This is a genomic window from Roseimarinus sediminis (assembly GCF_050433125.1).
GTDB lineage: Bacteria > Bacteroidota > Bacteroidia > Bacteroidales > Prolixibacteraceae > Roseimarinus > Roseimarinus sediminis.
In genome coordinates, this window is record NZ_JBNPXV010000015.1 from 97,924 (window position 1) to 124,172 (window position 26,249).

20 protein-coding genes are annotated in these 26,249 nt (G+C 43.5%); 11 read left to right on the forward strand and 9 right to left on the reverse strand.

What is annotated here, in order from left to right; genetic code table 11:
* Positions 1-133: 133 nt before the first annotated feature.
* The 7 genes from FHS86_RS16525 to FHS86_RS16555 form a co-directional block, all read right to left on the reverse strand.
* Positions 134-508 carry a GxxExxY protein gene (locus FHS86_RS16525; protein WP_429416262.1) on the reverse strand — a complete coding sequence of 125 codons (375 nt, stop codon included), beginning with the start codon at positions 506-508 and terminating at the stop codon, positions 134-136.
* Between the two features lie 228 nt (positions 509-736).
* Positions 737-1,198: a hypothetical protein gene (locus FHS86_RS16530; RefSeq protein WP_429416265.1), complete on the reverse strand. Its 462-nt coding sequence runs from the start codon at positions 1,196-1,198 to the stop codon at positions 737-739.
* A gap of 8 nt (positions 1,199-1,206) precedes the next feature.
* On the reverse strand, positions 1,207-1,860 hold the full coding sequence (locus tag FHS86_RS16535; RefSeq protein WP_429416267.1) for a cobalamin B12-binding domain-containing protein: 654 nt from the start codon (positions 1,858-1,860) through the stop codon (positions 1,207-1,209).
* 195 nt (positions 1,861-2,055) lie between these two features.
* Positions 2,056-5,724, reverse strand: coding sequence for a PAS domain S-box protein (locus FHS86_RS16540; RefSeq protein WP_429416270.1), 3,669 nt, complete (start codon positions 5,722-5,724; stop codon positions 2,056-2,058).
* Between the two features lie 14 nt (positions 5,725-5,738).
* A complete protein-coding gene (locus tag FHS86_RS16545; RefSeq protein WP_429416273.1) occupies positions 5,739-9,068 on the reverse strand; it encodes a PAS domain S-box protein in 3,330 nt (1,109 codons plus the stop codon).
* Position 9,069: 1 nt separating this feature from the next.
* Positions 9,070-9,729 carry an MEDS domain-containing protein gene (locus FHS86_RS16550; protein WP_429416275.1) on the reverse strand — a complete coding sequence of 220 codons (660 nt, stop codon included), beginning with the start codon at positions 9,727-9,729 and terminating at the stop codon, positions 9,070-9,072.
* Positions 9,730-9,799: 70 nt separating this feature from the next.
* Positions 9,800-13,168: a PAS domain S-box protein gene (locus FHS86_RS16555; protein ID WP_429416278.1), complete on the reverse strand. Its 3,369-nt coding sequence runs from the start codon at positions 13,166-13,168 to the stop codon at positions 9,800-9,802.
* A 348-nt stretch (positions 13,169-13,516) separates the two neighbouring features.
* Here FHS86_RS16555 and FHS86_RS16560 point away from each other — a divergent pair, with 348 nt between their 5' ends.
* The 11 genes from FHS86_RS16560 to FHS86_RS16610 all read left to right on the forward strand — a co-directional run bounded on the left by FHS86_RS16560 (position 13,517) and on the right by FHS86_RS16610 (position 24,460).
* A complete protein-coding gene (locus tag FHS86_RS16560) occupies positions 13,517-14,329 on the forward strand; it encodes a hypothetical protein (RefSeq protein ID WP_429416281.1) in 813 nt (270 codons plus the stop codon).
* 107 nt (positions 14,330-14,436) lie between these two features.
* On the forward strand, positions 14,437-15,753 hold the full coding sequence (locus tag FHS86_RS16565; RefSeq protein WP_429416284.1) for an OmpA family protein: 1,317 nt from the start codon (positions 14,437-14,439) through the stop codon (positions 15,751-15,753).
* A 44-nt stretch (positions 15,754-15,797) separates the two neighbouring features.
* Positions 15,798-16,427: a hypothetical protein gene (locus FHS86_RS16570; RefSeq protein ID WP_429416287.1), complete on the forward strand. Its 630-nt coding sequence runs from the start codon at positions 15,798-15,800 to the stop codon at positions 16,425-16,427.
* 11 nt (positions 16,428-16,438) lie between these two features.
* Positions 16,439-18,160 carry a hypothetical protein gene (locus FHS86_RS16575; RefSeq protein ID WP_429416290.1) on the forward strand — a complete coding sequence of 574 codons (1,722 nt, stop codon included), beginning with the start codon at positions 16,439-16,441 and terminating at the stop codon, positions 18,158-18,160.
* Between the two features lie 26 nt (positions 18,161-18,186).
* On the forward strand, positions 18,187-18,837 hold the full coding sequence (locus tag FHS86_RS16580; protein WP_429416293.1) for a hypothetical protein: 651 nt from the start codon (positions 18,187-18,189) through the stop codon (positions 18,835-18,837).
* 74 nt (positions 18,838-18,911) lie between these two features.
* The gene (locus FHS86_RS16585; protein ID WP_429416296.1) at positions 18,912-19,958 is read left to right on the forward strand and encodes a hypothetical protein; all 1,047 of its coding nucleotides are present in this window, start codon (positions 18,912-18,914) and stop codon (positions 19,956-19,958) included.
* 51 nt (positions 19,959-20,009) lie between these two features.
* Complete coding sequence (locus FHS86_RS16590; RefSeq protein WP_429416299.1) at positions 20,010-20,435, forward strand: hypothetical protein; 426 nt, start codon at positions 20,010-20,012, stop codon at positions 20,433-20,435.
* Positions 20,436-20,537: 102 nt separating this feature from the next.
* On the forward strand, positions 20,538-20,951 hold the full coding sequence (locus tag FHS86_RS16595) for a leucine-rich repeat domain-containing protein (protein ID WP_429416301.1): 414 nt from the start codon (positions 20,538-20,540) through the stop codon (positions 20,949-20,951).
* Positions 20,952-21,082: 131 nt separating this feature from the next.
* Entirely contained in the window at positions 21,083-22,108 is a 1,026-nt protein-coding gene (locus FHS86_RS16600) for a hypothetical protein (protein WP_429416304.1), read from the forward strand.
* A 22-nt stretch (positions 22,109-22,130) separates the two neighbouring features.
* Complete coding sequence (locus FHS86_RS16605) at positions 22,131-22,847, forward strand: hypothetical protein (RefSeq protein WP_429416307.1); 717 nt, start codon at positions 22,131-22,133, stop codon at positions 22,845-22,847.
* Positions 22,844-24,460 carry a hypothetical protein gene (locus FHS86_RS16610; protein WP_429416309.1) on the forward strand — a complete coding sequence of 539 codons (1,617 nt, stop codon included), beginning with the start codon at positions 22,844-22,846 and terminating at the stop codon, positions 24,458-24,460. The genes FHS86_RS16605 and FHS86_RS16610 overlap by 4 nt, the downstream gene beginning before the upstream one ends.
* Before the next feature lie 43 nt (positions 24,461-24,503).
* On the opposite strand, the gene FHS86_RS16615 is transcribed toward FHS86_RS16610, so the two are convergent.
* Positions 24,504-25,724 carry an aminotransferase class V-fold PLP-dependent enzyme gene (locus FHS86_RS16615; RefSeq protein ID WP_429416312.1) on the reverse strand — a complete coding sequence of 407 codons (1,221 nt, stop codon included), beginning with the start codon at positions 25,722-25,724 and terminating at the stop codon, positions 24,504-24,506.
* A 90-nt stretch (positions 25,725-25,814) separates the two neighbouring features.
* Positions 25,815-25,982 (reverse strand): hypothetical protein, encoded by a 168-nt coding sequence (locus FHS86_RS16620; RefSeq protein ID WP_429416315.1) that lies wholly within the window; start codon positions 25,980-25,982, stop codon positions 25,815-25,817.
* Positions 25,983-26,249: the final 267 nt, after the last annotated feature.

The following is a 26,249-nucleotide window of genomic DNA, read 5'->3' on the forward strand; positions in this document are numbered from 1 at the left end:
TTTGTAATTTTTTTGGTTTGAATTATGTCTGACTTGTCAGACTTATTATTCGTGAACTCGTGGCAGAAAAATATTGCCACGAATTCACGAATATAACTCAATATTATCGGGTTATGATTGAATAGTTTTATGATTATTTCACAATTCGTTTAACATTAAGACTTAACTCTCCAAAATTGACTATCAGGGCCAGTTTGTTACCTGAAACGCTTAAATAATTAAGGGCTTGAGCAATCGATTTTTCATATATTTCAGCAACGGCTTTCACTTCCAGAATTATTTTATCATAAACAACAAAATCGGCATAAAACTTATGGGGTAAAATTATGTTTTTGTAATTTACAGCATATTCTTTTTCTCGTTCAAATGGTATGCCTGCTAACCGAAATTCATATTCCAGTGCATCTTTATAAACAATTTCCAAAAAACCAGGTCCGAGGTTATTGTGTACTTCCATGCATTTCCCAATAATCTTGTAGCTTTCAGTTTTGTAAAAAATTTCAGACATAGTTATTCATGTTTGTTTATTATTCGTGAATTATTGACTCTAATATGTAGCTTAATATAAATGAGTTAACATATATTTATTCAACATATTATCGAATAGATTATTGTTTGTATTATTCAGTTAAAGCATTTATTAAAAATGCCACGAATTCACGAATCAAATTCATACAATTAAAGGAGCTTATTTTGTGTTTTGTTTTTATTCGTGAATTCGTGGCTTATAATCTTATCAGTGTGCCGACAAAGGGGCATCCAACACATCTTCGGCCAATCTATTGAAGATGGGGATGTTGATTTGCATCCAGTTGTAATACGGGTAAACCTCCGAAAAGCATTCGGGCGAAAGCTCTTTGCGGTAAATTTCAATCCATGTATTCAGTTGTGCTGCCCAGTAAGTCGATGCAAAATTGCGCGAACGGTAGGCCCTGAAAACCCACAACACGGTATCGACCAACACTTCGGGCTGGTGTTGTTTGAAAATCGATTCGAGAAAGCGGGCATGGTTGGCATGGTTGTCGTTCATCATTTCCACATTGCCTTCGCTCACCATGGCCAATAAATCGGGGCGCGCCAACATGGCTTGGTTCATTAGGCTCACCAGTTGGTCGCGTTTCGAACTGAATTCTTCAACACTGCGTTGGCTTACCTGTTTAAGCTGTGTGGCTGTTTGTAATAAATAATCTTTATTCATAGCAATTGTTATTTTCGGTTTAATGAATCGATAAATTGTTCGAGCATGTTTAAATCGGAAAGCATTACCAGTTTTGGTGTTTTTTCGAGCTCGTTGTTTGTGATGTGGTTAAAGGCCTGTCCGCCAACTAACAATAAAATTTCGGGGAATTCGGCCCTGATGGCTTCTACCATTTTCACCAAATTGGCATAATTGAAGTAAATGCTGAGTGATATGGCTACCACGTGGGGTTCTGTTTGGCGAATAAACCTGATGAGTTCGCCGCTTGGGATGCCCGGTCCCAGAAAAAAGCTTTCCCAACCTTTCATCTCGAACATATCGGCCACCATTTTAATGCCCACCTGGTGTTTCTCGCCCTCGACACAGGCCAGTACCACTTTTTTATTGGTGCGATCGGTAGAGATAATTTGTTCGAAAAGTTCGTTCAGGATACCTTCGGTAATGGCGGTGGCCATGTGTTCGGTGGCAACGGTTATTTTATTGTTTTCCCAAAGCTTGCCCACATCGTAAAGCGCAACCCTAAACACCTTTTCGTACAAGTCTTTAATTGATGGGTTTTGGGCAAGGTACTCATGTGCCAATGCCGAACATTTAGCCCTATCGCCTTTCAACAAACCCTGCAAAAAATAGTTCACAATACTATCAGACTCAATTTTACCCATAATCCCTGCTTTTTTCACAACAAGTTAACGAAAAAGAAAAACAACAGCACCTTTAATATTTATAATTGTTGGATATAGTTAAGCCATAACTTTATCGAGCTCTTTTTCGATACGATGTAACAGATTGAAGGTGAATTTTCAAAATAGTTCTATCAAAATGAGGGTAAATTGGATTGAACCGTACTATTTTTCTTCCTATTTAATCGGTATTGTGAAATAGAAAGCGCTGCCTTGTTGTCGTGACAAACCATCGGTATTGCTTTCGGCCCATATTTCTCCACCGTGTTTTTCGACGAATTCTTTACACAACAGGAGGCCCAATCCCGAGCTGGGTTCATTATTGGTTCCCGGCCTGTTCACTTTTTCATCTATTTTGAACAGTTTTTCAAGCAAGTGGGCATCCATGCCAATTCCGTTGTCTTTTACTTTAAATTGGATATTTTCAGAACCGGCTATTGAAATATCAACAATTATATTACCGCCTTCGGGAGTAAACTTCACTGCGTTCGATAGGAGGTTACGAAGTATGGCATTGAGCATGTTTCTGTCGGCCGTGAGCAGTTGTTCATGAGGGTAGTGCATGCTGAAATTGAGATTTTTCTGATGGACACTTTCCTGTGCCACCTCCCTTAGTTTTTCCATAAATGGGCCTAGCATGATGTTTTCGGGTTGAAACTTGATGGTTCCTTGTTGCAGGCGCGACCATTCCAGCAGGTTCACGAGCAGGTTATACGTAGTTTGGGCTGTTTGGTTAATTGCCTTTGCATATTGTCGGTATTCATCAATTGTGAAAGCGCGGTGCTCATCTGCGATCAATTCAGTAAAATTGATTAAAGTTGAAAAGGGACTACGCAGGTCGTGCGAAATGATGGAGAAAAATTTGTCCTTGGTAAGGAGGGCTTCTTTTAGTTTCGTTTCGCTTTCGATAAGTGCATCGCGAGCCTTCACTTGTTCGGTGATGTCTTCCTTGATGGCCAGGTAGTTAATTATTTTTCCTTTTGCGCTTTTGATGGGCGAGATGCGGGCCTTTTCCCAGTACATTGTTCCGTCCTTTCTCCGATTATGGAAGATTCCTTCCCATTCGTTTCCTCTGGCAATGGTTCTCCAAAGCTTTTTGTATTCTTCGGGGCTGGTGTAACCCGATTTTAAGATACGCGGGTTTTGCCCGATGGCCTCTTCAAATGAATATCCGGTAATTTCGGTGAATTTGGGGTTCACGTACTCAATATTCCCCCTGAGGTTGGTTATGACAATGTTGGTGGGGTTTTGCTCGGCAGCCATCGATAGTTTTATCAGTTCTTCTTCGTTGCGTTTGCGCTCGGTAATGTCTTCCATAAGGGTATATACCTTTTCAACTTTACCCATTGGGTTGCTTAGCGGCACCAAGTAACTCGATAAATGTACCTTTTTGCCCCAGTGTGTGGTGTAAGGCAGTTCAAGTGAAATGATCTTGTTTTGGTTAACGCACTCCTTAAATTGCTTGGCATAACCATTTTCTACAAGTGCGGGTAGTTGGAGCACGTTTATTTGTTTGGTGAGTTCGAGCGAAGGCGAACCTAAAATAGATAACAAGGCGGGGTTGGCATCTTCAATTTGGCCTTGTGTGTTGGCGATGTAGATTCCCAGAGGTGAGTTTTTGAACAATAGCCTGAATTTTTCTTCGTTTTCGCGAATGGCGGCTTCCATTTTTTTGCGCTCGTCGATTTTTCGGCTTACACCTACTACTTCAATTTCGCCTTGTTTGTTGATGCGGAATTTGGTAGATACTTCAACCCAAATTATGCTTCCATCTTTGCATGGTTGCTGTATTTCATCGATATAATATTCGATATCGAGTTTATTCGACAAGAATTTTTGGAGATTTTGTTGTAAGGCATTTTGGATATGGGCAAACGATTCGGGTGTTACCGATTCTTCGAGGGTTTGAGCCATGGCCTCTTGTGGGGTATAGCCACGCAGCAATTCAATTGTTGGACTAATGTAAGTAAATTGTTGTGTTGTTACGTTGATTACCCAAATAACGTCGGATGCATTTTCGGTAATTAAACGGTATTTTTCTTCCCTTTCGGCAAGTTGCTTGGCGGTTTGGATCCTGTCGATAATAATACCGGCTTGTTTAACAAACAGTTCAATAAATTCCTTATCGGTAATTGCAGCTCCTTTGTTCATCAAGTGTATGGTGGCAAATAGCTTTTCATCTTTGTTAATGCCAATGGTATATATTTGTTTGATGCCCAATATTTTTTCGATGGACTTTGCTGCAGTAACCGGAAATTGCGATCCCGAAAAATCGGCCAGGCCTTTTTTGAATTCACAAAGATTGCCCGTTTTAAATAGCCGCAAATGCTCATTAATAAGGCTGAACTCTATTTTGGTAAAATCGAAACCGGTAAGCTGAATGGCCTTGTTTATCAGGCTACTGTTGACTCCTTTAAAGTTGATGAGTTTGGATTTTTTTGTTTCTTCATCTACTTTTTGAAAAAGAATTACCGCGTTGGGGTATTGGTTGTGCAACGAGTCGCTTATGTAATTGTAAATATCGTTGGTGTTTTCGAGCGCGAGCATTTCGCTTGCAGCCTTGCTTAAAAGTTGAAATTTTTCATTGTTTTTTTGAAGATTGAGCAATGTTTGTTTATGTACGGTAATGTCTTCGGTGATTACTACAAACTGCATGGCTTGCGGCTGGTAAGCGGTAACATTATAATATTTATCGAATTCGCGGGCGTAGCTTTCGAAGCTGATTGGCTGGCCGGTAAGGGCTACCTGACCGTATTTATCGATCCAAATTTTTTCGGTTTTGGGTAATACTTCAAGCACTGTTTTGCCAACAATGTTTTCGCGTATGAGGCCGGTAAGTTTTTCAAAGGCCGGGTTGCAGTCTAAAAAGCGGTAATCGACCGGGGCGCCATTTTTGTCGAGAATAATTTCGTGTACAGCAAGCCCCAATTGCATTTGGTTCACCAGATTGCGAAAACGTTTTTCACTTTCAATTATAAACTCTTTCGATTGAATGCGTTCAGTTATGCGGGCAAGGCGCTCCGAAATGCCATCAATCAACAAGCGTTCTTCTTTTAGGAAAGGCCCTTCGTATTCGTTGGGCGTTTTTGTGGTATAGCCAAGCTCAACGTTTCCCACTTCAACTTCGTTTATCACTATGGGCGATTCAATTTTCCATTTACTGCTTTGGGTAGAATTGTCGGAAGTATATGTCCGTTTGTTTATGGTCAATTTTGAATAAGCCAAATGGTTGTGTTGCAGGCTCTGGGGTAAAATATTGGCAAATTGCGAGTACAGTTCGTCAACCGACAAGTTTTGGTCCTCGGTAAGTTCTGAAAGCTTATAAAAGGCGTTGAGCTCTTTCATGCGTTCGTTGGCTGCATGGGCTGCCATTTTGCGTTCGTTGATGTCCTGATGGGTGCCCAGCATCCAACGCGCTTTGCCATCGGGGGTCCATTCGGCCACTTTCCCCTTATCAAGAATCCAAATCCAATGCCCGGCACGGTGTTTCATTCTGAATTCTGTCTCGTAGTAGGGTGTTAATCCTGCAAAATGCTTTTGCAGGGCATCCTGTGCAGCGGGCAGGTCATCGGGGTGAGTAAGCCGGGTCCAGGTTTCGATGCTCACCGGTTGCAATTCATCGAGCGTATAGCCTACAATGTTGGCCCATTGTTCGTTGAAAATGGTTTCCCCGGTTTGGACATTCCATTCCCAGGTGCCGGTACCGGTTGCTTCAAGGATGAACTGGTAATGTTCATTCAGCTTTTGGAGCTGCTGTTGGGTGTGTAATACACTTTCAAACTCAACCTTGGTATTGGGTTTTGATTTCCGGGTACCACGCTTATGTTGATTTGTATTGTCTTTCATCTTCACAATCTATTTCATCTGCTCAGTGTAAAATAAAATGTACTGCCCTTTCCTTCTTCACTTTCGACCCAGATTTTACCGCCCAGCAGCTCGACGAGTTCTTTTACAATGCTTAAACCCAAACCAGTTCCGCCAATATTGCTCCTGCTTGCGTTGCTGCCCCTGAAGAATCGTTCAAATACCTTTTCTTTTTCTTTTTCAGGAATACCTATGCCGGTGTCCTGCACATAGAAACAAAGCTGCTTGTCTTTTGCTACTGCACCCAGGGTAATACTTCCCTGATCGGTATACTTGTATGAGTTAGCCACCAGGTTGGTGAAGATTTGTCTTAATTTATCATAGTCGGTTTTAATGCTGCCTTCCTTCCCGTTTTCGACATGACCAATCAGCTCTATTCCTTTCATGTTAAACTCAGGCAGGTTAAATGATTGTTTGATATCATTGATCAGGTCGCTGACATTAAATTCGCTTGCAATGTTTTGCAGTAAACGTGTTTGCAGGCGGGAATACAGAACAATGTCGTCGATAATGTGTACCAGTTGTTCGGAGTTACGCACAATGATGTTGGCATATTGGCACATTAGTTCCTTGCTTTCCTCCTCGGGCAACAGGCTGGCAAAGCCCATGATGGAGTTCATGGGTGTTCGGATCTCGTGGCTCATGTTGGCAAGGAACGATGTTTTCAGCCGATCACTTTCTTCTGCTTTTTCTTTGGCTGCAATAAGTTCCAGCGTCATCTTCTTCTGTGCCGTAATATCTTCCCTGATGGCCAGGTAATGGGTGATTTTTCCTTTTCCGTTAAAAACAGGTGAGATGGTAGCCGATTCCCAAAACAGGGTGCCGTTTTTCTTCTTATTCTGGAATTCGCCTTGCCAAACCTTGCCCGAGCTAATGGTTTCCCAAAGCTCTTTGTATTCTTCTTTTGATGTTTTTCCGGAGGAGAAAATTCTTGGATTCTGTCCTAGTAACTCTTCTTTTTTGTATCCCGATAGTTTTTCGATTACCGGGTTTACGTATTCTATGATGCCTTTCTTGTTGGTAATGACGATTGAATTTGGACTTTGATTGATGGCAACCGTGAGTGTTCGAAGTTGTTCTTCGGTTTTGATTCTTTCTGAGATATCGCGAACGAAAGACTGCATTGAACCATCGGGCAATTGCCGTGAATTCATTTCAATTAATAATGAATTTCCATTTTTTTTGTGAATGGTACGCTCGCTGATGACGGTCTCACCCTTTTGAAGCAAATCGAAACGAAGCGGGTTATTGATCAGTTCACTAGGACTAAAGAGTTGCGACATGTTCATGCTTAGTAATTCTTCTTTGCTGTATCCCGTCAGCTCTGAAGCTTTGATGTTTACTTCGATAAAATTGCCGTTAACATCGCCCTGAAAAAAGGCATCGGGTGCAAAGTCAATCAATGTACGGTATTTCTCTTCGCTTTGTTTAATATACGATTCGTAGGCTTTTCGCTCCGAGATATCTAAAAATTCAACAGCGATATTGTTTTTGCCTGTTTGATAAACAGTTACTTCAAAATAACCTTTCGCTTTACTGTCATCGTAAGCTATTTCAAAAGTGTTGGATGGTTCCTCTCCTCGGGCAATTTTAGCATATAAGTCAGGTACAAAGGTCGAGGCCAGGTTGGGAAATGCTTCTTGCAGGGTTTTCCCTATAAAATCTTCGTGCTTCAACCCGATGATTCGGTCGGCAGCCGGATTAGCTCCCTTAAAAATGAGTTGTTTGTATTTGTTAAGCTGGTAGAAGTACATCCCATTGGGACTCGATTGCACGATGTTTTTGAATTTTTCTTCGCTTTCTTTGAGCTTGTCTTTGGCCTGTTTTCGTTCAATGAGGGTACCAATTTGCCTGGCCGAATATTTCAAACGTTTCCTGGCTAATTCTACAACAAACGGAGGCCTGGATTCATAGGTTTTGGAAAGTGCTTTTAGCTCAGTGAAACTGACCTGGTACTTTTCGGCCAACTCTTTTAAAACGTGATCATTTGTTGGTGGGTCACCGTAGCCAAAATTAATCGCGCCCACTACTTTTTCAGCAGCTTTAATTGGTTCAACATACAGGTTTAAGCCGCCGTTGCATTGAATGTCAACGGTTTTGCCTGTTTCGATGGCTTTTTTCGAAGCATCGGTCCAACAGGATTCATGACAAAGCCATTTCCCACTTTTTAGGGCTTTACGGTTGCTTTTGGTGTTACATAGTTTACGGGATGCGCTGTCCATAAAGCGACACCAACCCGACGAGAAAATGCCTAAAGCATAATCGCCGTTCTTTTCATAAATGGCACTTGAAGTTTCAAGCAAACCAAGGTAATCATTAGCAATGTCGTTGAGCTCTTCCTTGTTGATTGAGTTGACAATGAGCCCGTTTGGGTTGTAGGTTGTTAAATCGCCATAGCCAGGTTGAAGCGCTTCTTGGTTGATGTCGCGTGGGTTGGCATTCAGCATCCATTCAATTTGTTTTAAACGATTTTCGGCTTCTTTGAGGGAGGTCACATCGCGGGCAACGCCAAACATGATATTTTCTTCACGATGGGGGTACGAATTCCACGAGAGCCATTTGTAAGCACCGTTCTTGCAGCGATACCTGTTTTCGAAATGATATACTTCCCTGCCATCCACAATGGTCGATTTAATGTTTTCGGTTGCCGTAATATCGTCGGGGTGTAAAAAATCATTCCATGGCTTTGCAAGCATTTCGTCAATACTCCAACCAAGCACTGTTTCCCAGGTTGGGTTCAATACTTTGAAATAACCATCGAAGCCGGCAATGCAAAACAGATCGGTTGAATGCTTAAAAAACTTGTCACTTTCGAGCAATTTTTTCTCAAGCACTTCTCTCTTCTCAATTTCTTCGTAAAGGTTTTGATTAATTTCGATTAGCGACTGGTTCGACTCAATCAACTCCTCGTTGGTGGTGGCCAGTTCTTCGTTGGTTTCGTTAATTTCATCATGACTCCGAATCAGTTCAAGGGTTTGCTGATCGACCAATTGTTGCAAATGGGCTTTTTGATTGTGCAATAATTCATATTGTTCTAAATTTTCGAGGATGATGGCCAAAAGTTGAATGGCATTCTGAAAGTGGGGAAACACTCTTGCATCGTTTTCAAAAGCCTGATCGGTTTCGATAAAACCAAAAGTTTTTTCACGGGTACAAACTCTGAAGGTACCCTGCTGCTGATGATCGGCTTCGAAATGCCATTTTAGCTGATATTTCTGGAAAAGGGCAGAAGCGCCTTCAATGAAGAGCCTGATTACCTGTTTCTTATTTTTTAGCTGTGAAAGATTGGTAATCAACAATAGCAGGTTCGATTCGAGCGTAGGCATACTACATTTTGTTTTTGTTTAAAAATTGAGGCGCATTTTCGGCCAACCATCTATCAGGATGAATGAAATAGGGGTTTTGAGTGATTACACCTCCACTAATGGCATAAGGATGGGTGCGTAATACATTCATGATGGTGGCCCCGTCGAACTTGTTAACATTGTACATGCAGATACTGATCCATGGTTTGCCCTGAATAAAATAGTTGAGACGGGCTTCGTAGGCCATGAGGTGTTCAACACCGGGAATAGCTTCCAAAGCCCAGGCCATTTCGGCGGTAGCCCGTACGTTGCGCTTTCCGTTCTTTTGCGATTCAACAAAAAAAGCATCCAGGGCATCGTCCATGTGCCAGGGATCGAAGGTGCCATCGGGATAATACAGTTCTTTTGCCGGCGTAATGACAAAGTGGTCGGAGTTATGCATTTTGTGTTTGCACCCGGGACAGGTCTCAGCAAAGTCGTGATAAAATGCTTCGATCGTCCGTTCAACAGGACAATAAAATTGCAAATCATCTGCTTTTAAGCCTTCGTTCAAAAAACCGAAAATTATTTCGTCTCGCTCTTTCTCATTTTCGTAAAGTCCACAAATATGAACGCCCCAGTTACAGGTATAGTCGCCAATACCTAAAACCAGTTTTTCCTGTTCTGATGTTTTAATATGCATAATTCCCCCCTTTTTTTGTAAGTTATGACAATTCTTTAGATGGTTGATACTTCAAAATACTTTTCATCTTTTAACTTTTTACTCCATTGGCATCGATTGTCAAAAAGAAGGTACTCCCTTTTCCTTCTTCACTTTCGACCCAAATTTTACCGCCGATTACTTCTACCAATTCTTTCACAATGCTTAAGCCAAGGCCGGTGCCGGGTACTGTTTCTTTGTTGGTATTGCTTCCCCGGAAGAAGCGCTCGAAGACGCTTTCTGTTTCTTCTTTTGGGATACCAATGCCTGTATCTTTTACATAGAAAAGGATGCGTCCATTCTTCTCTTCAGCACCAATTGTTATTTTTCCTTCGAAGGTGTACTTGAAAGCGTTGGCGATCAGGTTGGTGAGTATTTGTTTCAGTTTTTCATAATCGCTGCTTATTATTACAGGACAGTTCAGTTTGTTTTCGGCAATGAGCTGAACTCCCTTATTGTATTCGGGCAGTTTGAATGATTTTTCAAGATCTTTCAGCAAATCACAAATTTTAAACTGACGATTTCTGTTTCCCAGGCTTCTTGACTGAAGTTGGGAGTAAAGTACAATGTCGTCGATGATGTGAACCAGCAGTTCAGAGTTGCTGATAATGATGCCTGCATACTGATCGACGAGTTCTTTTTGTTCTTCGAAGGGTAACAGGCTGGCAAAACCCATGATGGAGTTGAGAGGGGTACGGATTTCGTGGCTCATGTTGGCCAGAAAGGCTGTTTTCAGCCGGTCGCTTTCTTCGGCGCGCTCTTTGGCCGATTTGAGCTCGTGTGTCAACATTTTTTGGCTGGTAATGTCCTTTCGAATCGCAAGATAATGTTTGATTTTGCCGTTTTCATCGACTACCGGGGTGATTGATGTGGCTTCCCAATACAGGTCGCCGTTTTTCTTTTTATTAAGAAATTCGCCTTCCCAAACCTTGCCTGCCGTAATGGTGTTCCAAATGACCTTGTATTCTTCTTTCGTTTTATTGCCCGACTGAAACATGCGGGGGTTTTGACCAATAATTTCTTCCCTGCTGTAGCCTGAAACTATGGTGACAGCGGGATTGCAAAATTCAATAATGCCTTTGGTGTTGGTAATCAGAATGGAGTCGGGGCTTTGTTCAACGGCACGCGAGAGTTTACGGAGCTCATTGTTCATCGTTACACGCTCGTTAATTACTTCGGTATAAATGACAATGCCACCGATTGAACCATCGGCTTCGTACCATGGGCGGCATTCCCAACGGGTATATACCAATGTTCCATCTGCTTTTTCATAAATATCTTCTTCAGCACTGGCAATTTGTCCTTTAAGTGCTTCTTGGTGTACGATGCGCCATTTCTGGGGCAGGTCGGGGAATACTTCGTAATGGTGTTTTCCTATGATGTCTTTTTCCTGCACATTGTATTGCTCCAGGTAACGCTGGCTTACGTAAATGTAATTGAGATTTTTGTCGTGAACGGCAATGGCACTGCGATCGTGTTCAATGATGTATTTCATTAAATCGTGAAAGTGCAGTAGTTTTTTTTCTGCAATTTTTCTTTCGGTAATATCGGTGATGATTCCGTGCCAAAGTATACTGCCATCATCGAGCCTTTGAGGTTTGGCATTGCTTTGACGCCATCGTAAGCCCTGTTGTGGCAGAATAACCCTGAACTCACTATGATAAAGCGAGATATTTTTTGCCGATTCGTTGATTCCATTCACAATATAGTCGTAATCATCGGGATGTATCCTTGTAAAAACAACCGATGCATCTTCCTTCACTTCTTCGGGGGTCACTTCATAAATGTCCCACATGCCAGGACTTGAATAAATAAAGGCAGAACTACCATCGGGATTTAGTTTATACTGATAAACCACACCCGGTACTTGTTCTGCAAGGTTCGTAAGCAGTTCGTGACTCTTTTTTAAAGCTACTTTGGTTTGTTTCCGCAGGTTGATGTCAATGTTCGATCCACGATAGCCCTTTAAACACTTTGCTTCATCGTAAACGGGAAAAGCATTGGTGGCAAACCACATTTCCCGGCCATCTTTTGTTTTGATCAGATTTTCGGAGTTGATGAGGTGCGCTTCCTGACTCAGTAGCTGACTAAATTCTTGCTGTGCTGTTGGGTCTTTCATCTTGGGCAAAAGGTCGAAAAAATGCTTTTGGCCAATTAATTCGCCCGGGGTATACCCTGTGAGCTTTTCACACAAGGGACTTACGTAGGTGAAGACTCCGTTGGTATCGATTTCCCAGGTGATGGTGCTGGTATGTTCAGCCAGCTGGGTGAGGCGCTTTTCACTTTCCTGAATTTCCAGTTCTGCTTTTCTCCTTTCGCTGATGTCTTCAACACTCGACCAGATGAATTTTTCCTTGTTGCGTTCAATGACCAGTCCATGTAAACGTACCGGAACCAGGTGGCCTTCGCGGTGGATGTATTCTTTTTCATAGGGGCCGTACTTACCCGTTTCGTGTAGTGATTTGAGTTGTGCCTGTTCCTGTTCAAGGTATTTTTCGGGCGTAAGTTCCCAGTAGGTCAGTTGCTTGCATTCTTCAACACTGCGTCCTATTATTTCGGCAAAAGTGGGATTGATTTCAATGAGCCGGCCATCCATTGCGGTGAGTGCAAGTCCGATGGTTGACTGTTCAAAAAAGTTGCGGTATTTTTCTTCGCTCTCTTTCAGTGAATTGGCGGTATTCACTTGTTCTGTAATTACTTCGGAAAAGAGAATGATGCCGCCGACTTTGTTTTCTGTTTCGTACCAGGGATGGATTTCCCAGCGGACCCAGTCGAGCGAACCATCGGCACGGGGAAAAGGATCTTTTTCATTTTTGAGGATTTCGCCTGCCAGTCCGCGGCGGTGCAAGGCTTTCCATCGTTCGTCAATTTCAGGAAATATTTCGTAATGCGAACGTCCAATGATGTTCTCATTGCTTAATTTATAGTCAGAAATAAATTGCTGGCTGGCTACCAGGTAGCGCATTTTTTGGTCGAACATGGCAATGGCAGCCGGTGTGTGTTCTACGAAAAGCTTCAGAATGTGCTCGTTTCTACGTGATTTTTCTTCGGCATTTACTTTTTCAGTAATATCATACACAATGGTGTGCAGGTACTCTTTTCCTTCAATTTCAATTTTTGAACTGAAAATTTCAACAGGGCTGACTGAGCCATCGGCCTTACAGTGTTTAAATTTGAAATGGTTGCGCTGGTTGTTGCGGGCTTTGTTCATTTCTGTTCTAATCTGCTCAGCATTAAGTGTATTGATTCTGTCGATGGTCATTGTAGTGAGTTGGGCCTTGTTCCATCCATAATAGTTCTCGGCCGCGGGGTTAACATCTACAATTTTTTGTGTTTCGGGATCGATCAGCAGCATAACTGCCAGACTGTTATTAAAAAAATTGCCAAATCCACTTTTGCGTAGTTTGTTCTCTCTCTTCATTTTCCCAATGGTTTATGCATTTATCGATGACTGAGATGTTTCAGTCTCCCCTGTTTTTGTTGAAGCGGATTCAGACTTGCGGACTTATACCCTGTAATAATTCATCCCTCTGTGGTCGGTGCTGCTTCATTAATAACTTCTACAATTTAAGCGAATTTGTTTTAAAGTGCACATTTTTGATAAAATATTCAGAAGATGATTGACAGGACGAATAAGCTAATCTGAATACAGATAGTTCGTAGGTATTTATTGGATCAGCAAAATTTGGCAGAAATCCAACCTTTGCGATAATCGCATGTTAAATAAAAGTACTATCAGCGAATATAGTATCTGGCTAATATGCATTTTATGAATTCTTTCTTTCTTAATCCCAACGACGCGTGTGCATTTTTGATTGTTCGATTCTTGTATCTCGAATCCCGGGAGGCAGGTGAGATTGTTGAAGACCAATTTATTCCTGACGGATACATGGCCTTCGTATTTAACTTCAAAGGAAGGGTGTTGGTAAGCGATCGTTTTGGTACGCATCACACTCCACCATGTTTTATGGTGGTACCACGCATGGAGTCCCTGGTGGTAAAAACGAATCCGCCCATGGATACCATGGTGGTTGTTTGCCGGTCGACGGTACTGACCCGCTTGTTGCAGATCGATTTATCGAAGAGCAGATCGTCGCTTTACATCGACAGTGTAAATTGTTTGCCTAAAAAGTTCATTGCTGAACTGAAACGTGCTCAAAGTCGGGAAAAACGGAAGGAGCTGTTTGAGGCTTTTGTGCTCAGCCGGCTTCAGCAGGATGTATATCAAAGCGATGCAATCGACAATATTTACCAAAAAATCATGGCATCGAAAGGCGAAAATCGTGTGAATGAACTGCTCTGCCTGCTTGATCAGAATCCGCGTTCGTTCCGGCGTCGCTTTATTGCCAGGGCAGGAGTCAGTGCCAAGGCCTTATCGCGCATTGTGCGCATCAACTTTTTGTGGGACTGTTACCTGAAGGGAAACAAAGCCGACTTTTCAAGTATGGTGTATGATGGAAATTACTACGATCAGGCCCATTTGATTCACGATTTCAAAGCAGTTATTGGTCAGGCACCATCCCATTTCTTCAAAAAAGAACAGGATAAGGTTGTTTTTCTTTCGGGTAAAATACTGGAATAATCGTATCGCCTGGTCTCTTTAAGACATCCTGACTGGATGACCGTTTTTTACAATTTTTTCATTTCTCTCCGCCGTAACTTGTTCTGGTAATTCTAAAACTGAACACGATGCGTATTCTCTCTACACTCTTGCTTGTGATGTTGTTGATGACCCTGTCGGCACAGGCACAGTTCGACGTAAAAAACAGGATCAAAAATAAAGTGCACGACCGTATTGATCAAAAGATTGATCAGGGCATCGACAAGGGACTTGATAAAATTGAAGAAGAAGCAATTGAAACGCTTACTGATGAAAAGGAAGAAGGGGATGTCGATGATCAGCAACAGGAAGACGCCGTGGACAAGGAGCAGCCGCTGAATGAAGAAGCGAACGGCAGTAATAAGGACCTGGCTGCGGTAGCGACCGAAAAACAGGAAGAAATATCGCTGCTTAAGAGCTATTCGAAATACGATTTTATTTCGGGCGATAAGGTCATCTTTTACGACGATTTTTCGCAGGATGCAGTAGGTGATTTTCCGGCACTTTGGTCGACCAATGGTTCAGGAGAGGTGATGACAACCAACATCTTCCCCGGGAAGTGGTTCATGATGACCAGCGAAGGTTCATTCATGCTGGAAAAGGGCATCGATCTGCCTGCGAACTGCACCGTCGAGTTTGATCTGATTCCCGTACAGGACGATGCCGGAGCACAAATGGGAACGCTGCAATTAACCGTTTTTGCTCCGGTTGAGGGCAATATTAACGATATGGGTGGCATGCCCGGTGAAGCAGGAATTGAACTCAACATGGGCTCCTATTTTTTCTACCGTGCTTACAGCGAAAACAAGGACATGCAAAACGAGATCTGGGACCAGGCTCTTTTGCCCAATAAAGTTTTTCGCATATCCATCTGGATACAAAACTCGAGGCTCAGGCTTTATGCCCTGGGGAATAAAATCATCGATGTTCCGCAGGCCCTTACCAAAGGTTTCGATTATCGCCAGTTGCGTTTTAACAATGTCGAAGCCGGCGAAACCCGTTTTATGATCAGCGATTTTCGTGTTGCCGAAGCAGGATCAGATCAACGGCACAAATTCATGACCGACGGAAAGCTCATTAGTTACGGAATTCTTTTTGATGTAAATTCCGACCGCATCAAACCCGAATCGTATGGGGCAGTGAAAGAGATGGCTGATATTATGAAGGAGAATCCCGGCGTAAAAGTGAAAGTAGTAGGACATACCGACTCCGATGGGGATGAAAAAGCCAATCTTGATTTATCGAAACGACGGGCTGCATCGGTCAAAAACGAACTGGTGAAGACTTTCGATATTGATGCTTCCCGCCTCGAAACCGATGGCAAGGGTGAAGGAGAACCCATCGAAAGTAACACTACCTCGCTGGGCAAAGCGAAAAATCGCAGGGTGGAATTTCTTAAACAATAGACTGAAAAACAGCTTTCTTCATCACATCCTTAATTAAATCAACCATGAAAAAATACTTCATCCATCTTTTTCTACCGGCTATTCTTATGGCGCTCATTTTCGGATGCAATGAAGATGAAGCCAGGGGCTCCGATGAGACGATTCCCGAAAACCACACCTTTGCTTTTGTGGAAGTGGGCAACAAATGGGAGTACAACTACATTACCGACAATTATACCACCGTTTATTCCTATGAAATTATATCGGAGGCCGGACAGAATTTTTACCACATGAAAATTTGTCTGGGTACTTTTTGCGACTCAGCGCCGCACTGGTATGCCGACGAGCAGCAATTCTCCATTGAACTGGGCACTTTCCCGCCCGATCATTTTTTCCCCCTGTTTAAAACCGGAGCAGCGGTGGGCGATGCCATGGCTACTTTCAATGATTCAGACGAAGGTGAAGTTACCAATATACTCGTTGCAAAAGATGAAACCGTTACGGTGCCTGCCGGATCATTCACCGATTGTTACAAAATTCAGCAGACACTCTCCAGCGACGACAACATCATCACCTATTATTGGCTGAATTTGAAAAGTGGCATCGTACAAATGTATCTGACCGCTTATTCCGACGATGATGGTGAACGGGAATATTTTCCAATCACCCTGGAACTGAAAAGCAAAAACTTTTAAAGCGAAACCGGATGAAATGGCTGGGACAACTCCGTAGCATCAGCTTCACCTATATTGCACTGATGCACTGCATTGCTTTCAATGCTGAGGCTTTGGCGCAGGAAGACACCCTGGCCGAGCCGGTGTTTTTTGCACACTATGCTGCCGACGCAAACAATGCAGTAAGCCGTAGCCTGCAAGGCCAGCAGCACTTTAAGGTGAACGACATCAGCAACGGCACCTGGACCCTCACGGTTCCCGAACAGCCATTTTCCTCCTCTTCGGTAGCCATTAGTGTGGCACCACTGGCTTATGCCGAGGTGGATACCAGCCTGGGGGTGGCCATAGGCGGCTTGCAGTTTGAACCTTCAGGACTGATGCTCACCCGCCCCATTAAAGTGAACATTACTTTCCAGGAAGACTTTGAGCAGCCATTGTTGTTTCTGCTTTTCAACTCAACAGGGGAACTCACCCTTGTACCGGTTCAGCAAGTTAATGGCCGTACTTATTCCATTGAAGTTCCCCATTTTAGCGGACTGGTGGCCATGGAGCCTTCCAATCCTTCAAAGTTGTGTACCCTTGAACGCATTAAGTTGCAGTTGGCCATTCAGGAAGGGGAGCAGCTGCTGAACAAAGAGCTGGGGCTGACTGTGGAACCGGTTTCAGTTGATCCCGTTTGTGATAAGATAGATAGTGCACTGAATGCCCTTATCGATTCCAACGTGGTGGCCATGCTGGAACCGGAGTACTCGGCCATCAATAAAATTATGAATGCTCATGCGATGACAACTCGCTGCCATACCGGTGATTTGACAGAAATTCAAATGCCGGAGATTGTTAAAAAGCTTGTGGTCCGAACAGTAAATAAGAGTTTGATGGCATTAGACCAATATCAGTACGATCCTGAAAGATTCATAGCCTTAGCACGAATGGCACTTGTTTCCGACAGAGGATATGGCCTGATGTACGATACGGGTTTGAGCAAAACCTTGATTGATGCCCTGATTCGCTACCTTAAAAACAACCGTGAATATTATCGGCACAAAATTGCTGCCGAACACCATCTGGAATATCTAAAAGAATTCTACAATACTTACCGAACAGCCGATTTATTTAAAAGCAACGTTGATGATCGCAGTAACTGGAATGAACTGATTGCAGCACTCAAAAAGCTCTATCGCTTTGAGCTGGAGCTGGAGTTGACAATCAATGGTGATGCCGATGACCATACCGATTGGGAGCAAAGTGAACAAACCCATACCACTGGTAAGATGATCCTGGTGATGGATATCGGGAAATACGGTGTTTCCATGGCCTTCCCTTCCGATGGTTACGATATTGCACTCGAAGGCAGCGGAAGATTTGTAACAGATGGCAGTTGTGAACATCATGACCCTGAGGGGGATTCGCAAAGTCAGTTGCAGGAACAGGTATTCCTAAAAAAGTACCGGATAGAATTGAATTTGTGTGAAGGGACTGGAAGGATCAGGGTTGATGCACCAGGCCGCAGCACTGAAAAATGGGCGGGGGATGAACCCCTTACTTCTTCCTTGCACTTGAGGGGGAATGTTACCAACAATACTTTTTACTATCTGGAATTTCAGGGCATCAAAGAATTTATTTTCCCCTTTCACCTTGAAATGGGGCAGCAGGAATTGTTTGAAAGAAGCTATATCGGAAACAAGGTTTTCGAAGAAAACCAGAGCAAATCACACGGCGAATTACGCCTGAAAATGAAACATGTACCACTATAAACCATAAACCAATTAATCTAATCACGATGAAAAAATCAATCATTATTCTGACCATTATCTTTCTGGCCTTCGCCATTGTATCGTGCAAAAGCAAGAAAGAGCAGAACCTGCCCGACGAGGTAGAAAGCTTGCTGGAGGAAATCGAAGACCTTCCGCAAGGAAAAGCCGATCCCAAAAAAGTGTTCAAAATGGAACAGGGCTATGTGAAGTACAAAAACATTGCTGCCGGTCAGGAAATGACCCGCGAGTGGTGGTTCGACGATTATGGAACAAAACAGTTCGAAGAAAACTACCTGATGATCATGGGCCAGAAAGCCGGTGGTTATACTCTGGTACTCGATGGCTTCCGCTATACCTGGGATTACGAAGCGAACCAAGGAGCCAAAATGAAATTCTATGCCGCTGAAGCTACCGATTATGAGCATATATCGGCTAAAGACAAGGAGCGTTACGGACTGGAAACTCATGGCTATGAAGAGGTTTGTGGTAAACGCTGTCTGAAGGTGACCATGGAAAAACCCATGAAAGCCACCGTCTGGATGTGGGAAAGCATTCCGCTCAAGACCGTTTCGTCGTATGGAGGTCAGGATGTGATCATGGAAGCCCTCGAGATTAAAACCAGTACCGAATCGTCGAAATTCGATCTTCCAACGGGTATTAACTTTATTGAATCATAGTGATGCCGGGCAAAATAATAATACTAAATATTCTGCTGTGCCTGATACTTTGTTTTAACGCAAATGCGCAGCAGTTGCTGTTGACCATCCCCGCAGGGGAAGAATTGTTACATGCCGAATCGAACCTGAGTCTGTTCGATCAACAGGGAAAACTGCAGGTTTGTACTGTCGATAAGGATGGTCGGTATTTTATGTATTCGGGTGGAAAAAAACTTGGTCCTTTTCAAACAGCACAACAAGCTGCAAACAGGCTTAGCGGCGATACCGAAAGTTATGATTATGACAATGAAGAAGGTCCAGGCAATGATGCATACGCTGAGGAGTTTGTTCAACTGACGACCGAAGGGCTCTTATTTCTCAAGGTAATGGGCAAACGTTATGGTCCCTTTGAACAAATCAAAGACCTCTATCGTTCGCCCGATGGCAAACGCTTTTTTGCCCTGGTTGGCAGCGATGTGGATGAGAACGATGATGGTCTTACCGACTTTAAAATCATCAGCAACGTGCATTCCGAGGTCTTACTTGAAGGAGAACCTTACGACCTGCGTATTGATCAGCAGGTGACCATGGCTGTTGTGGTGAGCAAATGTGAAATACGCTCCGACGAACAGCAGGAATCCATGACCGAATACAATACCAAAATGGAAAAAATCATGGCCCGTTTGCAGGAAGGTGATGAAATGTCACTGGAACAACTCGCCCAAATGGGTAAGGAGTTGGAAGGATTGGAACAGGAATCGGGCTATGCATCGGTTGAGTTCAAGGTTTACACCGCCGATGGCAAGCATTTTGGCCCCTTTACTTCCGATAACTGGAACATGCAAAATCCCGGTTTTGGATCCAACAGCAAGGGGCGCTGGTACATGCTGGCCGATGGAAAACTCTACATCAATGGCAAAGCAGCCATGAATTTCGACAATGCCGAACTTTCAGGTTTTTGGTGGTCGGGTACAGGGAACAATTATGCCCTGGCCACTTACGATGAACTTGTATTCAGCAATGGTGAGCGCTATCCTTATCCGCTTCAGTTTAAAGTTAAAGAAGAAAACGGTCAAACCGTTTTAAAATGGCTGGTGCTGGAACAGGAACGGAAATTTGTGGTTTACCAGAAAAAGCTTTAGGAGAATGTTTTGTTGTGTTGAATACCAAATGGATTGTCCAAAGCAAATGATATGAGTTCCTCCTTTTACATGAGAATCAAAATCCTGTTGTTCCTCTTTCTTTGGTTGAACATTGGAACAACTATCGCATGGTCACAAGCCAAAACTGAAAAAACAGCTTCGCAAATGCTCGAAGAGCTTCAGCAAATCATTGCCAATACCGATTGGGACAATGAAGCTGCTTCAGACAGGGCTAGCCAGAGAATTGAGGAGCTGACCAAAGCACTTGGAACACCAATGCCCGAAAATAAAGAAGATCCGTCCAAAAGTACCAACACCGATCCAGGCATTGAAGAACCCGGTTTTAGTGGCGACGGTGGGATTGCCCGAAGGAAGGATGAGGTACTTAAAAAGATTTGGGAAATTGGTGCTACTGGTGAGCATTATCCCGATTTTGATCTGGCAAAACCAGTCAGAGATGATATTGTAGATGAATAAGCGGAAGAAAGAAAAAAGTATGCTCATCCGGGATTGTTCAACGAGCTGGGCTTTCTATTGATTGACTTTTCGGAACCAAAAACCCTGGCAGCCATTCTCAAAATGAACACGTATACCGGTGTGAAGACCCTGATTATTACCGGAGGGAAAAACCATGTTGCCCCGGTCAATCTTTCCTCAATTTTAGCAAGCACCAGCTCCATGAAACTTGATCAGTTGTTTATTATTAATTTCAAGAATCACCTCACCGAGTTGCCAGCTTCAATCGCGAACCAGGGGCAACTTGAGTACCTTGGGCTTTTCAATAATCAATTGACTGAGCTCCCCCCGGCTGTGTTTGGATTCAGTTCGTTGAAAACCCTTCACATCGATCTGAATCCAATCAGTGAACTTCCTTCTTTTGTAGCCAATCTGGTGAATCTTCAGGAATTGGGCATTGCAGGAACGCAACTCGATGCTAAGCAGCATGAACGCTTAAAACAATACCTGCCCAATTGTAAAATACTGTCAGAATGAGGATAATTCGATTATTCATAGTGATTTATATGCTTGGTTTGAGCTCGCTAGTCTTTGGATCTCAAACACATTCTTACATTTTTATCAGGTTTCTAAATCCGGATAAGGCATTAAGTTCGGAACAAGAAACCTTGAATGCATTTGTTGAGGATGAACTTACAGGAAAAATTATGAACGAATTTCCCTGTGCGGATGTGTTATCGGTATCTTCATTGAGATATATTATGACCTACACGCGTGAAGCAGCCTTGTTGGGAAATGATGAAATGGGTGAAAAAGGAATGGATGCTCTGCGGCGTGTAATGAATGCCGATTATCTGGTGTACATCGATTTAAATACTATAGGATCGACTTATTACTTAATGCTTCGACTGGAAGAACCACAACGAGCCAGGATGCTGATTAACCAAACAAAATCGGGCAGCAGTCCTGAACAACTTGAACAGCTTATCGACGATTTCGTAAACGAAATGGCTTATTACGAAATTTGTCCTTACCTGGGAAATTTTACCGTAAAGGTGCATTCAACCCTCGAAAAAGAGGATCAAATGTCCTTTGAGGTTTATTGCAATGAAAAAGAACAAACGCAGGTAGTAAGCACGAAAACAATCGCAGAAATCACGACCGACTGGAGCCTGGAAAAGAATGGTTATCGGCAGGGTAAAGGGGAAATGAGCTATACGTCGTTTGAAGAAATTATCACCGTGAATGAGGCTCCCTGCTACCGATGTTCATCGGGGCGAATGGCGGGCAGGACAAGTCATCTAACGAAAACTTCAACTGCCAAAGGGGATAAAGTTTCGACCGAAAGCAGTTTCTCTAACCAACCATTGTATGACGGACAGGAGGAAGTGTTTGATGATGTTCGGGTGAAGATTAAGTTCAACAAAGATGATACTTATCTGATCATGGTCAACGCTTCGTCGGCCAACATTCCCACAACGATAACGGAAGTGGAAGAAATAAGCGGAAGTTGTGATACCGGTGGGAAGAACGAAAGTCATACTAAATTTAAAACCACTTCGGTCGATCATATTTTCGGACCCTTTAAGGGCACTCCTCAGCAAAAGAACCTGAAGGAGTCAGGTGAATTTTCGGAAGATGTAAATGGAACCAAAAAAGAATATCAGTTCAGTTTCAATTTAACCCGTGAATAAATTTGGTGGAGATCATCTGATAATGAAGACGATTGAAAAGCTCGTGTTTCTTTCTTTGCTGTTTTGCATTCAGTGTAAAACAGTTTCAGGCAAATATGCCCTTTTTTTCGGACAAAGTTATGTTGAAGCCATTCAACATTTGGAAAAAGAACAGGGAAAGCTTGAGGCTTATTTCCCGGGAGCTGACGACCGTTTGGCGGCATCGGCCATTGTTTTTCCCGAGCTGATTCGCTACAGTGCCCTGCGTGACAAGGTGGAAACTGCGGCATTGAAAACCCTGTATGTGCAATATGGAAAGCAGTATGCCAACTTTTCCATCGGTTATTTTCAGATGAAACCCTCGTTTGCCGAGGCACTGGAGAAAGCCTGGATGAACCATTTCCCCGAAACATCCATCGTGTTTGATACGCTCCAAACTGCCGAAAATCGGCTAAAAAGGGTGGAGCGACTCTCTAAGCAGCGGGGTCAAAGTCTTTATCTCTTTTGCTTTTATCGATACATGCAAGAACGGCTTAAAAGTATACCAGGTTTGACAAACGAAGACCAAATCAGACTGCTGGCCACCGCTTACAATCGTGGGTTCATGCTGCCCATTGAAGAGCTGGAGAAACACAGTCGCGATTGTATATTTTATACTACTCTCTGGCCTTCTCACGAAACACCCCGATACAATTATGCCAGCATTGCACTGGAATATTACAGCCAACAAAAAGAAACACTTTCAACTAAAGGACCATGACAGCAAAACAAGTTTTAATTCAGCTTCTGACCGTAAGTATCTTGCTTATTAGTTTGCCACGGCACATGTTGGCCCAGAAAACCTGTGAACGGATGGTTGTTTGTAAGGAAATCAGTCTTCCACCCTTCCTGAGCGACAGCCTGTTTAAGCAAGCCAGTACTTGTTATGTTAATTACCTTATTCTGAATTCAGTGGGCAGTAATGAATTTTTTCGTTTACGCATTGTATCGGAGAAGGGTATCCAAGCATCGGAAGCCACTCAGGCCGATTACCTTGTTTCAGGATCGATGAGCTATTTGCGTGGCCGTTATAACATTGAGCTTAAGCTGACAGCAAGCAAGGGGCAGCTGATCGCAAGCGGCCGGTCTTCCTTCACCAAAGCAGAAGAAGTTTGTGAGGCTGCGGGTGCTGCAGCACAAAGCATTGGAAATGGAGAGGCAGGCAACAGCCCGTTGATCAGCGTCATTACTGATTTTGAGAAGCAGGCCCGTGAGCTGGAGTCAGGCCTTGCCCTTTGCCCAAGCATGCGCTTTATCGATAGCGCACCCACCGTTCAGCTGAAACCTTTCGAACGTAAACAACTTAAGATTGAAGTGAGCGATGCCGACGGGGTCAAAATTAAGGGAATGAAAATTCAGGTAAAATGCAGTGAAGGAACCCTGGTTCAGGGAACGGTCATTAGTGACAAAGAGGGGATTGCAACCATTGATTTCTTTGGCCCCATGGAAGAAAAGGAATACCGGCTTGGAGCCGTGGGTGAAGTCACTTACGCCAGCCGTCGCACGGGACAAATCGATCCCGAACCTTTTGATATTCTGGTGAAGGTAAAGGAACCGATAACCCGATTAAAAGCCAGTATTGTGGTAAATGAATTCATCGAAAGTAAAACGGAAGATTCGTTTAGAGAATACCATTCAAAAGGAAGATCGACCTACACAAATGAGCTAACCTTGAATATTGCCCGTGGCCGTATTGAATACCTTCAGAAACCTGAAAATTGGAGCAACATTATGAACACGAAGCTGGAATACGAGATACTGACAGGTCTGACCAGCAAGAATGACAATGGTGAACCCGTTCCGATAAAAGCCACAGGAATTTCTGAAGACAAATCGATTGAAAATGGCAAAACCCGGCTGGAATCCAGGAGTAACCTGCAGGCTGAAACCAATGGTTGGGATATCTACCTGGCCATCCATCCTTATGATCCGATGTCAAACACGGAACATCTTGTTTCACTCAGCCGAAACTACGTGTTAACCCTCGAAGGAGTGGGCAATATCAGAATGCATACTCAACCAGAGAAGTATGGCTCGAAAGGGCGGGTAAGTGGTGTAAGACGTAATAGTGAGGAGGAGCTGGAATCCTTTAATGAAGAAGGCAAAACCGGAGCACCCGGTTTTAATTACCTTAAACGAGAGCAGTTTGATAGCAGGAAAGTTGTACCACTTGAAATTCCCGATCCAGATGGATTGGAAAAGTATTTTTTGAATCCACAGGGTACTTATACGTTAACCCTGCGTGGTTCCTTTTATTCTGAAGATATTGGCTATGATTATTTTACCGAAGAGGTTGAAGTGGTTGTCACCATGAGCCCCGATGATGCTGAATAGTTTTTTGTAATCCTGTCAGAATAGCTGTTCAATGAATTCAGATTTAAGTCAGCATTTCGGCTGTTTTTTCAATGGCTTTCACCACCTGGTCAATTTCTTCTTTGGTATTATAGAATGCCAGCGAAAGCCGCACGGTTCCGGGAATTCCAAAACGATCCATCAGGGGTTGGGCACAATGATGACCGGTGCGCAGGGCAAAGCCCATCTTGTCGAGGAACATGCCCATGTCGTAAGGATGGATATTGCCAACGAGGAAGGAAATAACACTGGCTTTGTTGGCTGCTTCACCAATAATGCGCATGCCTTTTATGCTGCCAAGCTGACTGCTTGCGTATTCCAGTAATTCATGTTCATATTCGGAAATGTTGGTTAAGCCAATTTCCTGTATGTAGTCGATGGCAGCACCCAGCCCGATGACCTCGGTAAAATTGGGAGTTCCTGCTTCGAATTTATAGGGGAGGGCGTTAAAGCTAGTGCCTTCGAAGCTGACTTTTTCAATCATTTCGCCACCACCCAGGAAGGGAGGCATGGCATCGAGCCATTTTCGTTTGCCGTACAAACAACCTACGCCGGTAGGGCCGTATAGTTTGTGGCCCGAGAAAACCATAAAATCACAATCCAAATCCTGAACATCCACACAGCCATGCTGAACGCCTTGTGCCGCATCAACCAACACCGGAATGTTACGGAGGTGTGCCGTTTCGATGATGCTTTTCAGGGGGTTGATGGTTCCCAATACATTCGAAACTAAGGTGAAAGCCATGAGCTTCGTACGATCGGAAATTAATTCATCCAGTTTTTCAAGCATAAGTTCACCGCTGTCGCTTACCGGTAACACTTTGACCACTGCTTTCTTCCTTTGGGCCAACAGTTGCCAGGGTACAATGTTAGCGTGATGTTCCATTTCCGAGATAATGATTTCATCACCTTCCGAAACAAAGGCTTCTCCGAAGGAATAAGCCACCAGGTTGATGCTTTCAGTGCTTCCCTTGGTAAAAATGATTTCTTCGCGCGAGGGGGCATTGATAAAGTGTTGAACCTGATCGCGTACTGCCTCGTAGGCCAGCGTGGTTTGGTTGCTCATGTAATGGGCGCCACGGTGCGGGTTGCCATTAAACTCGTTGTATATTTTAGAAACTGCATTGAGCACCTGCACAGGGCGTAAGGCAGTAGCTGCACTATCGAAATAGCTATAAGGTTTTCCGTAAACCTGCTGTTGAAGAATAGGAAAATCTTTTCGTATGGTTTGAATGTCGAAACTCATGCAGCAAAATTAATGCTTTTATCGGGATAACCCGATGACAGGAAATCAATCTTTAGGATAGCGTATTGCTTGTTGCTTTTGGATCCTGGTTTAATCCAGTTCCGTCAGGAACGTTTTCTTGCTGTAGTGTCGGGTTTGCAGAATCGTTACAGGGTTATCGATATGGGCCGTGCCTACGGCACTTGGCATTTTGGCATCGGATGTTGGGATGGTGCTTATTAGCCTATGGTTGAAACCATAGGTTACAGAATGGGCCATGCCTAGGGCATTGGGGCAATCTGCTTTTTATGTGGATTTGTTTCAGTTCCGTCAGGAACGTTTTCATACTGTAGCGTCGGGTTTTAACCCGATGGGTTGGGAGAGGTGTTTGGGGTTGAGTCCCGTAGGGACGGGTCATGTTTGCAGATGGGCATGTGGGGTTTTCGATATGGGCCGTGCCTACGGCACTTGGCATCGGATGTAGGGTTGGTGCTGATTAGCCTATGGTTGAAACCATAGGTTACAAGATGGGCCATGCCTACGGCA

Coding starts and splice junctions, on each gene's coding strand:
- FHS86_RS16530 (WP_429416265.1), bottom strand. CDS start 1,198: ATGAATAAAGATTATTTATTACAAACAGCCACACAGCTTAAACAGGTA.
- FHS86_RS16555 (WP_429416278.1), bottom strand. CDS start 13,168: ATGAAGAGAGAGAACAAACTACGCAAAAGTGGATTTGGCAATTTTTTT.
- FHS86_RS16535 (WP_429416267.1), bottom strand. CDS start 1,860: ATGGGTAAAATTGAGTCTGATAGTATTGTGAACTATTTTTTGCAGGGT.
- FHS86_RS16620 (WP_429416315.1), bottom strand. CDS start 25,982: ATGGCCCATTCTGTAACCTATGGTTTCAACCATAGGCTAATAAGCACC.
- FHS86_RS16615 (WP_429416312.1), bottom strand. CDS start 25,724: ATGAGTTTCGACATTCAAACCATACGAAAAGATTTTCCTATTCTTCAA.
- FHS86_RS16540 (WP_429416270.1), bottom strand. CDS start 5,724: ATGAAAGACAATACAAATCAACATAAGCGTGGTACCCGGAAATCAAAA.
- FHS86_RS16525 (WP_429416262.1), bottom strand. CDS start 508: ATGTCTGAAATTTTTTACAAAACTGAAAGCTACAAGATTATTGGGAAA.
- FHS86_RS16590 (WP_429416299.1), top strand. CDS start 20,010: ATGAGTTCCTCCTTTTACATGAGAATCAAAATCCTGTTGTTCCTCTTT.
- FHS86_RS16605 (WP_429416307.1), top strand. CDS start 22,131: ATGAAGACGATTGAAAAGCTCGTGTTTCTTTCTTTGCTGTTTTGCATT.
- FHS86_RS16565 (WP_429416284.1), top strand. CDS start 14,437: ATGCGTATTCTCTCTACACTCTTGCTTGTGATGTTGTTGATGACCCTG.
- FHS86_RS16610 (WP_429416309.1), top strand. CDS start 22,844: ATGACAGCAAAACAAGTTTTAATTCAGCTTCTGACCGTAAGTATCTTG.
- FHS86_RS16595 (WP_429416301.1), top strand. CDS start 20,538: ATGAACACGTATACCGGTGTGAAGACCCTGATTATTACCGGAGGGAAA.
- FHS86_RS16580 (WP_429416293.1), top strand. CDS start 18,187: ATGAAAAAATCAATCATTATTCTGACCATTATCTTTCTGGCCTTCGCC.
- FHS86_RS16560 (WP_429416281.1), top strand. CDS start 13,517: ATGAATTCTTTCTTTCTTAATCCCAACGACGCGTGTGCATTTTTGATT.
- FHS86_RS16570 (WP_429416287.1), top strand. CDS start 15,798: ATGAAAAAATACTTCATCCATCTTTTTCTACCGGCTATTCTTATGGCG.
- FHS86_RS16545 (WP_429416273.1), bottom strand. CDS start 9,068: ATGCCTACGCTCGAATCGAACCTGCTATTGTTGATTACCAATCTTTCA.
- FHS86_RS16575 (WP_429416290.1), top strand. CDS start 16,439: ATGAAATGGCTGGGACAACTCCGTAGCATCAGCTTCACCTATATTGCA.
- FHS86_RS16550 (WP_429416275.1), bottom strand. CDS start 9,729: ATGCATATTAAAACATCAGAACAGGAAAAACTGGTTTTAGGTATTGGC.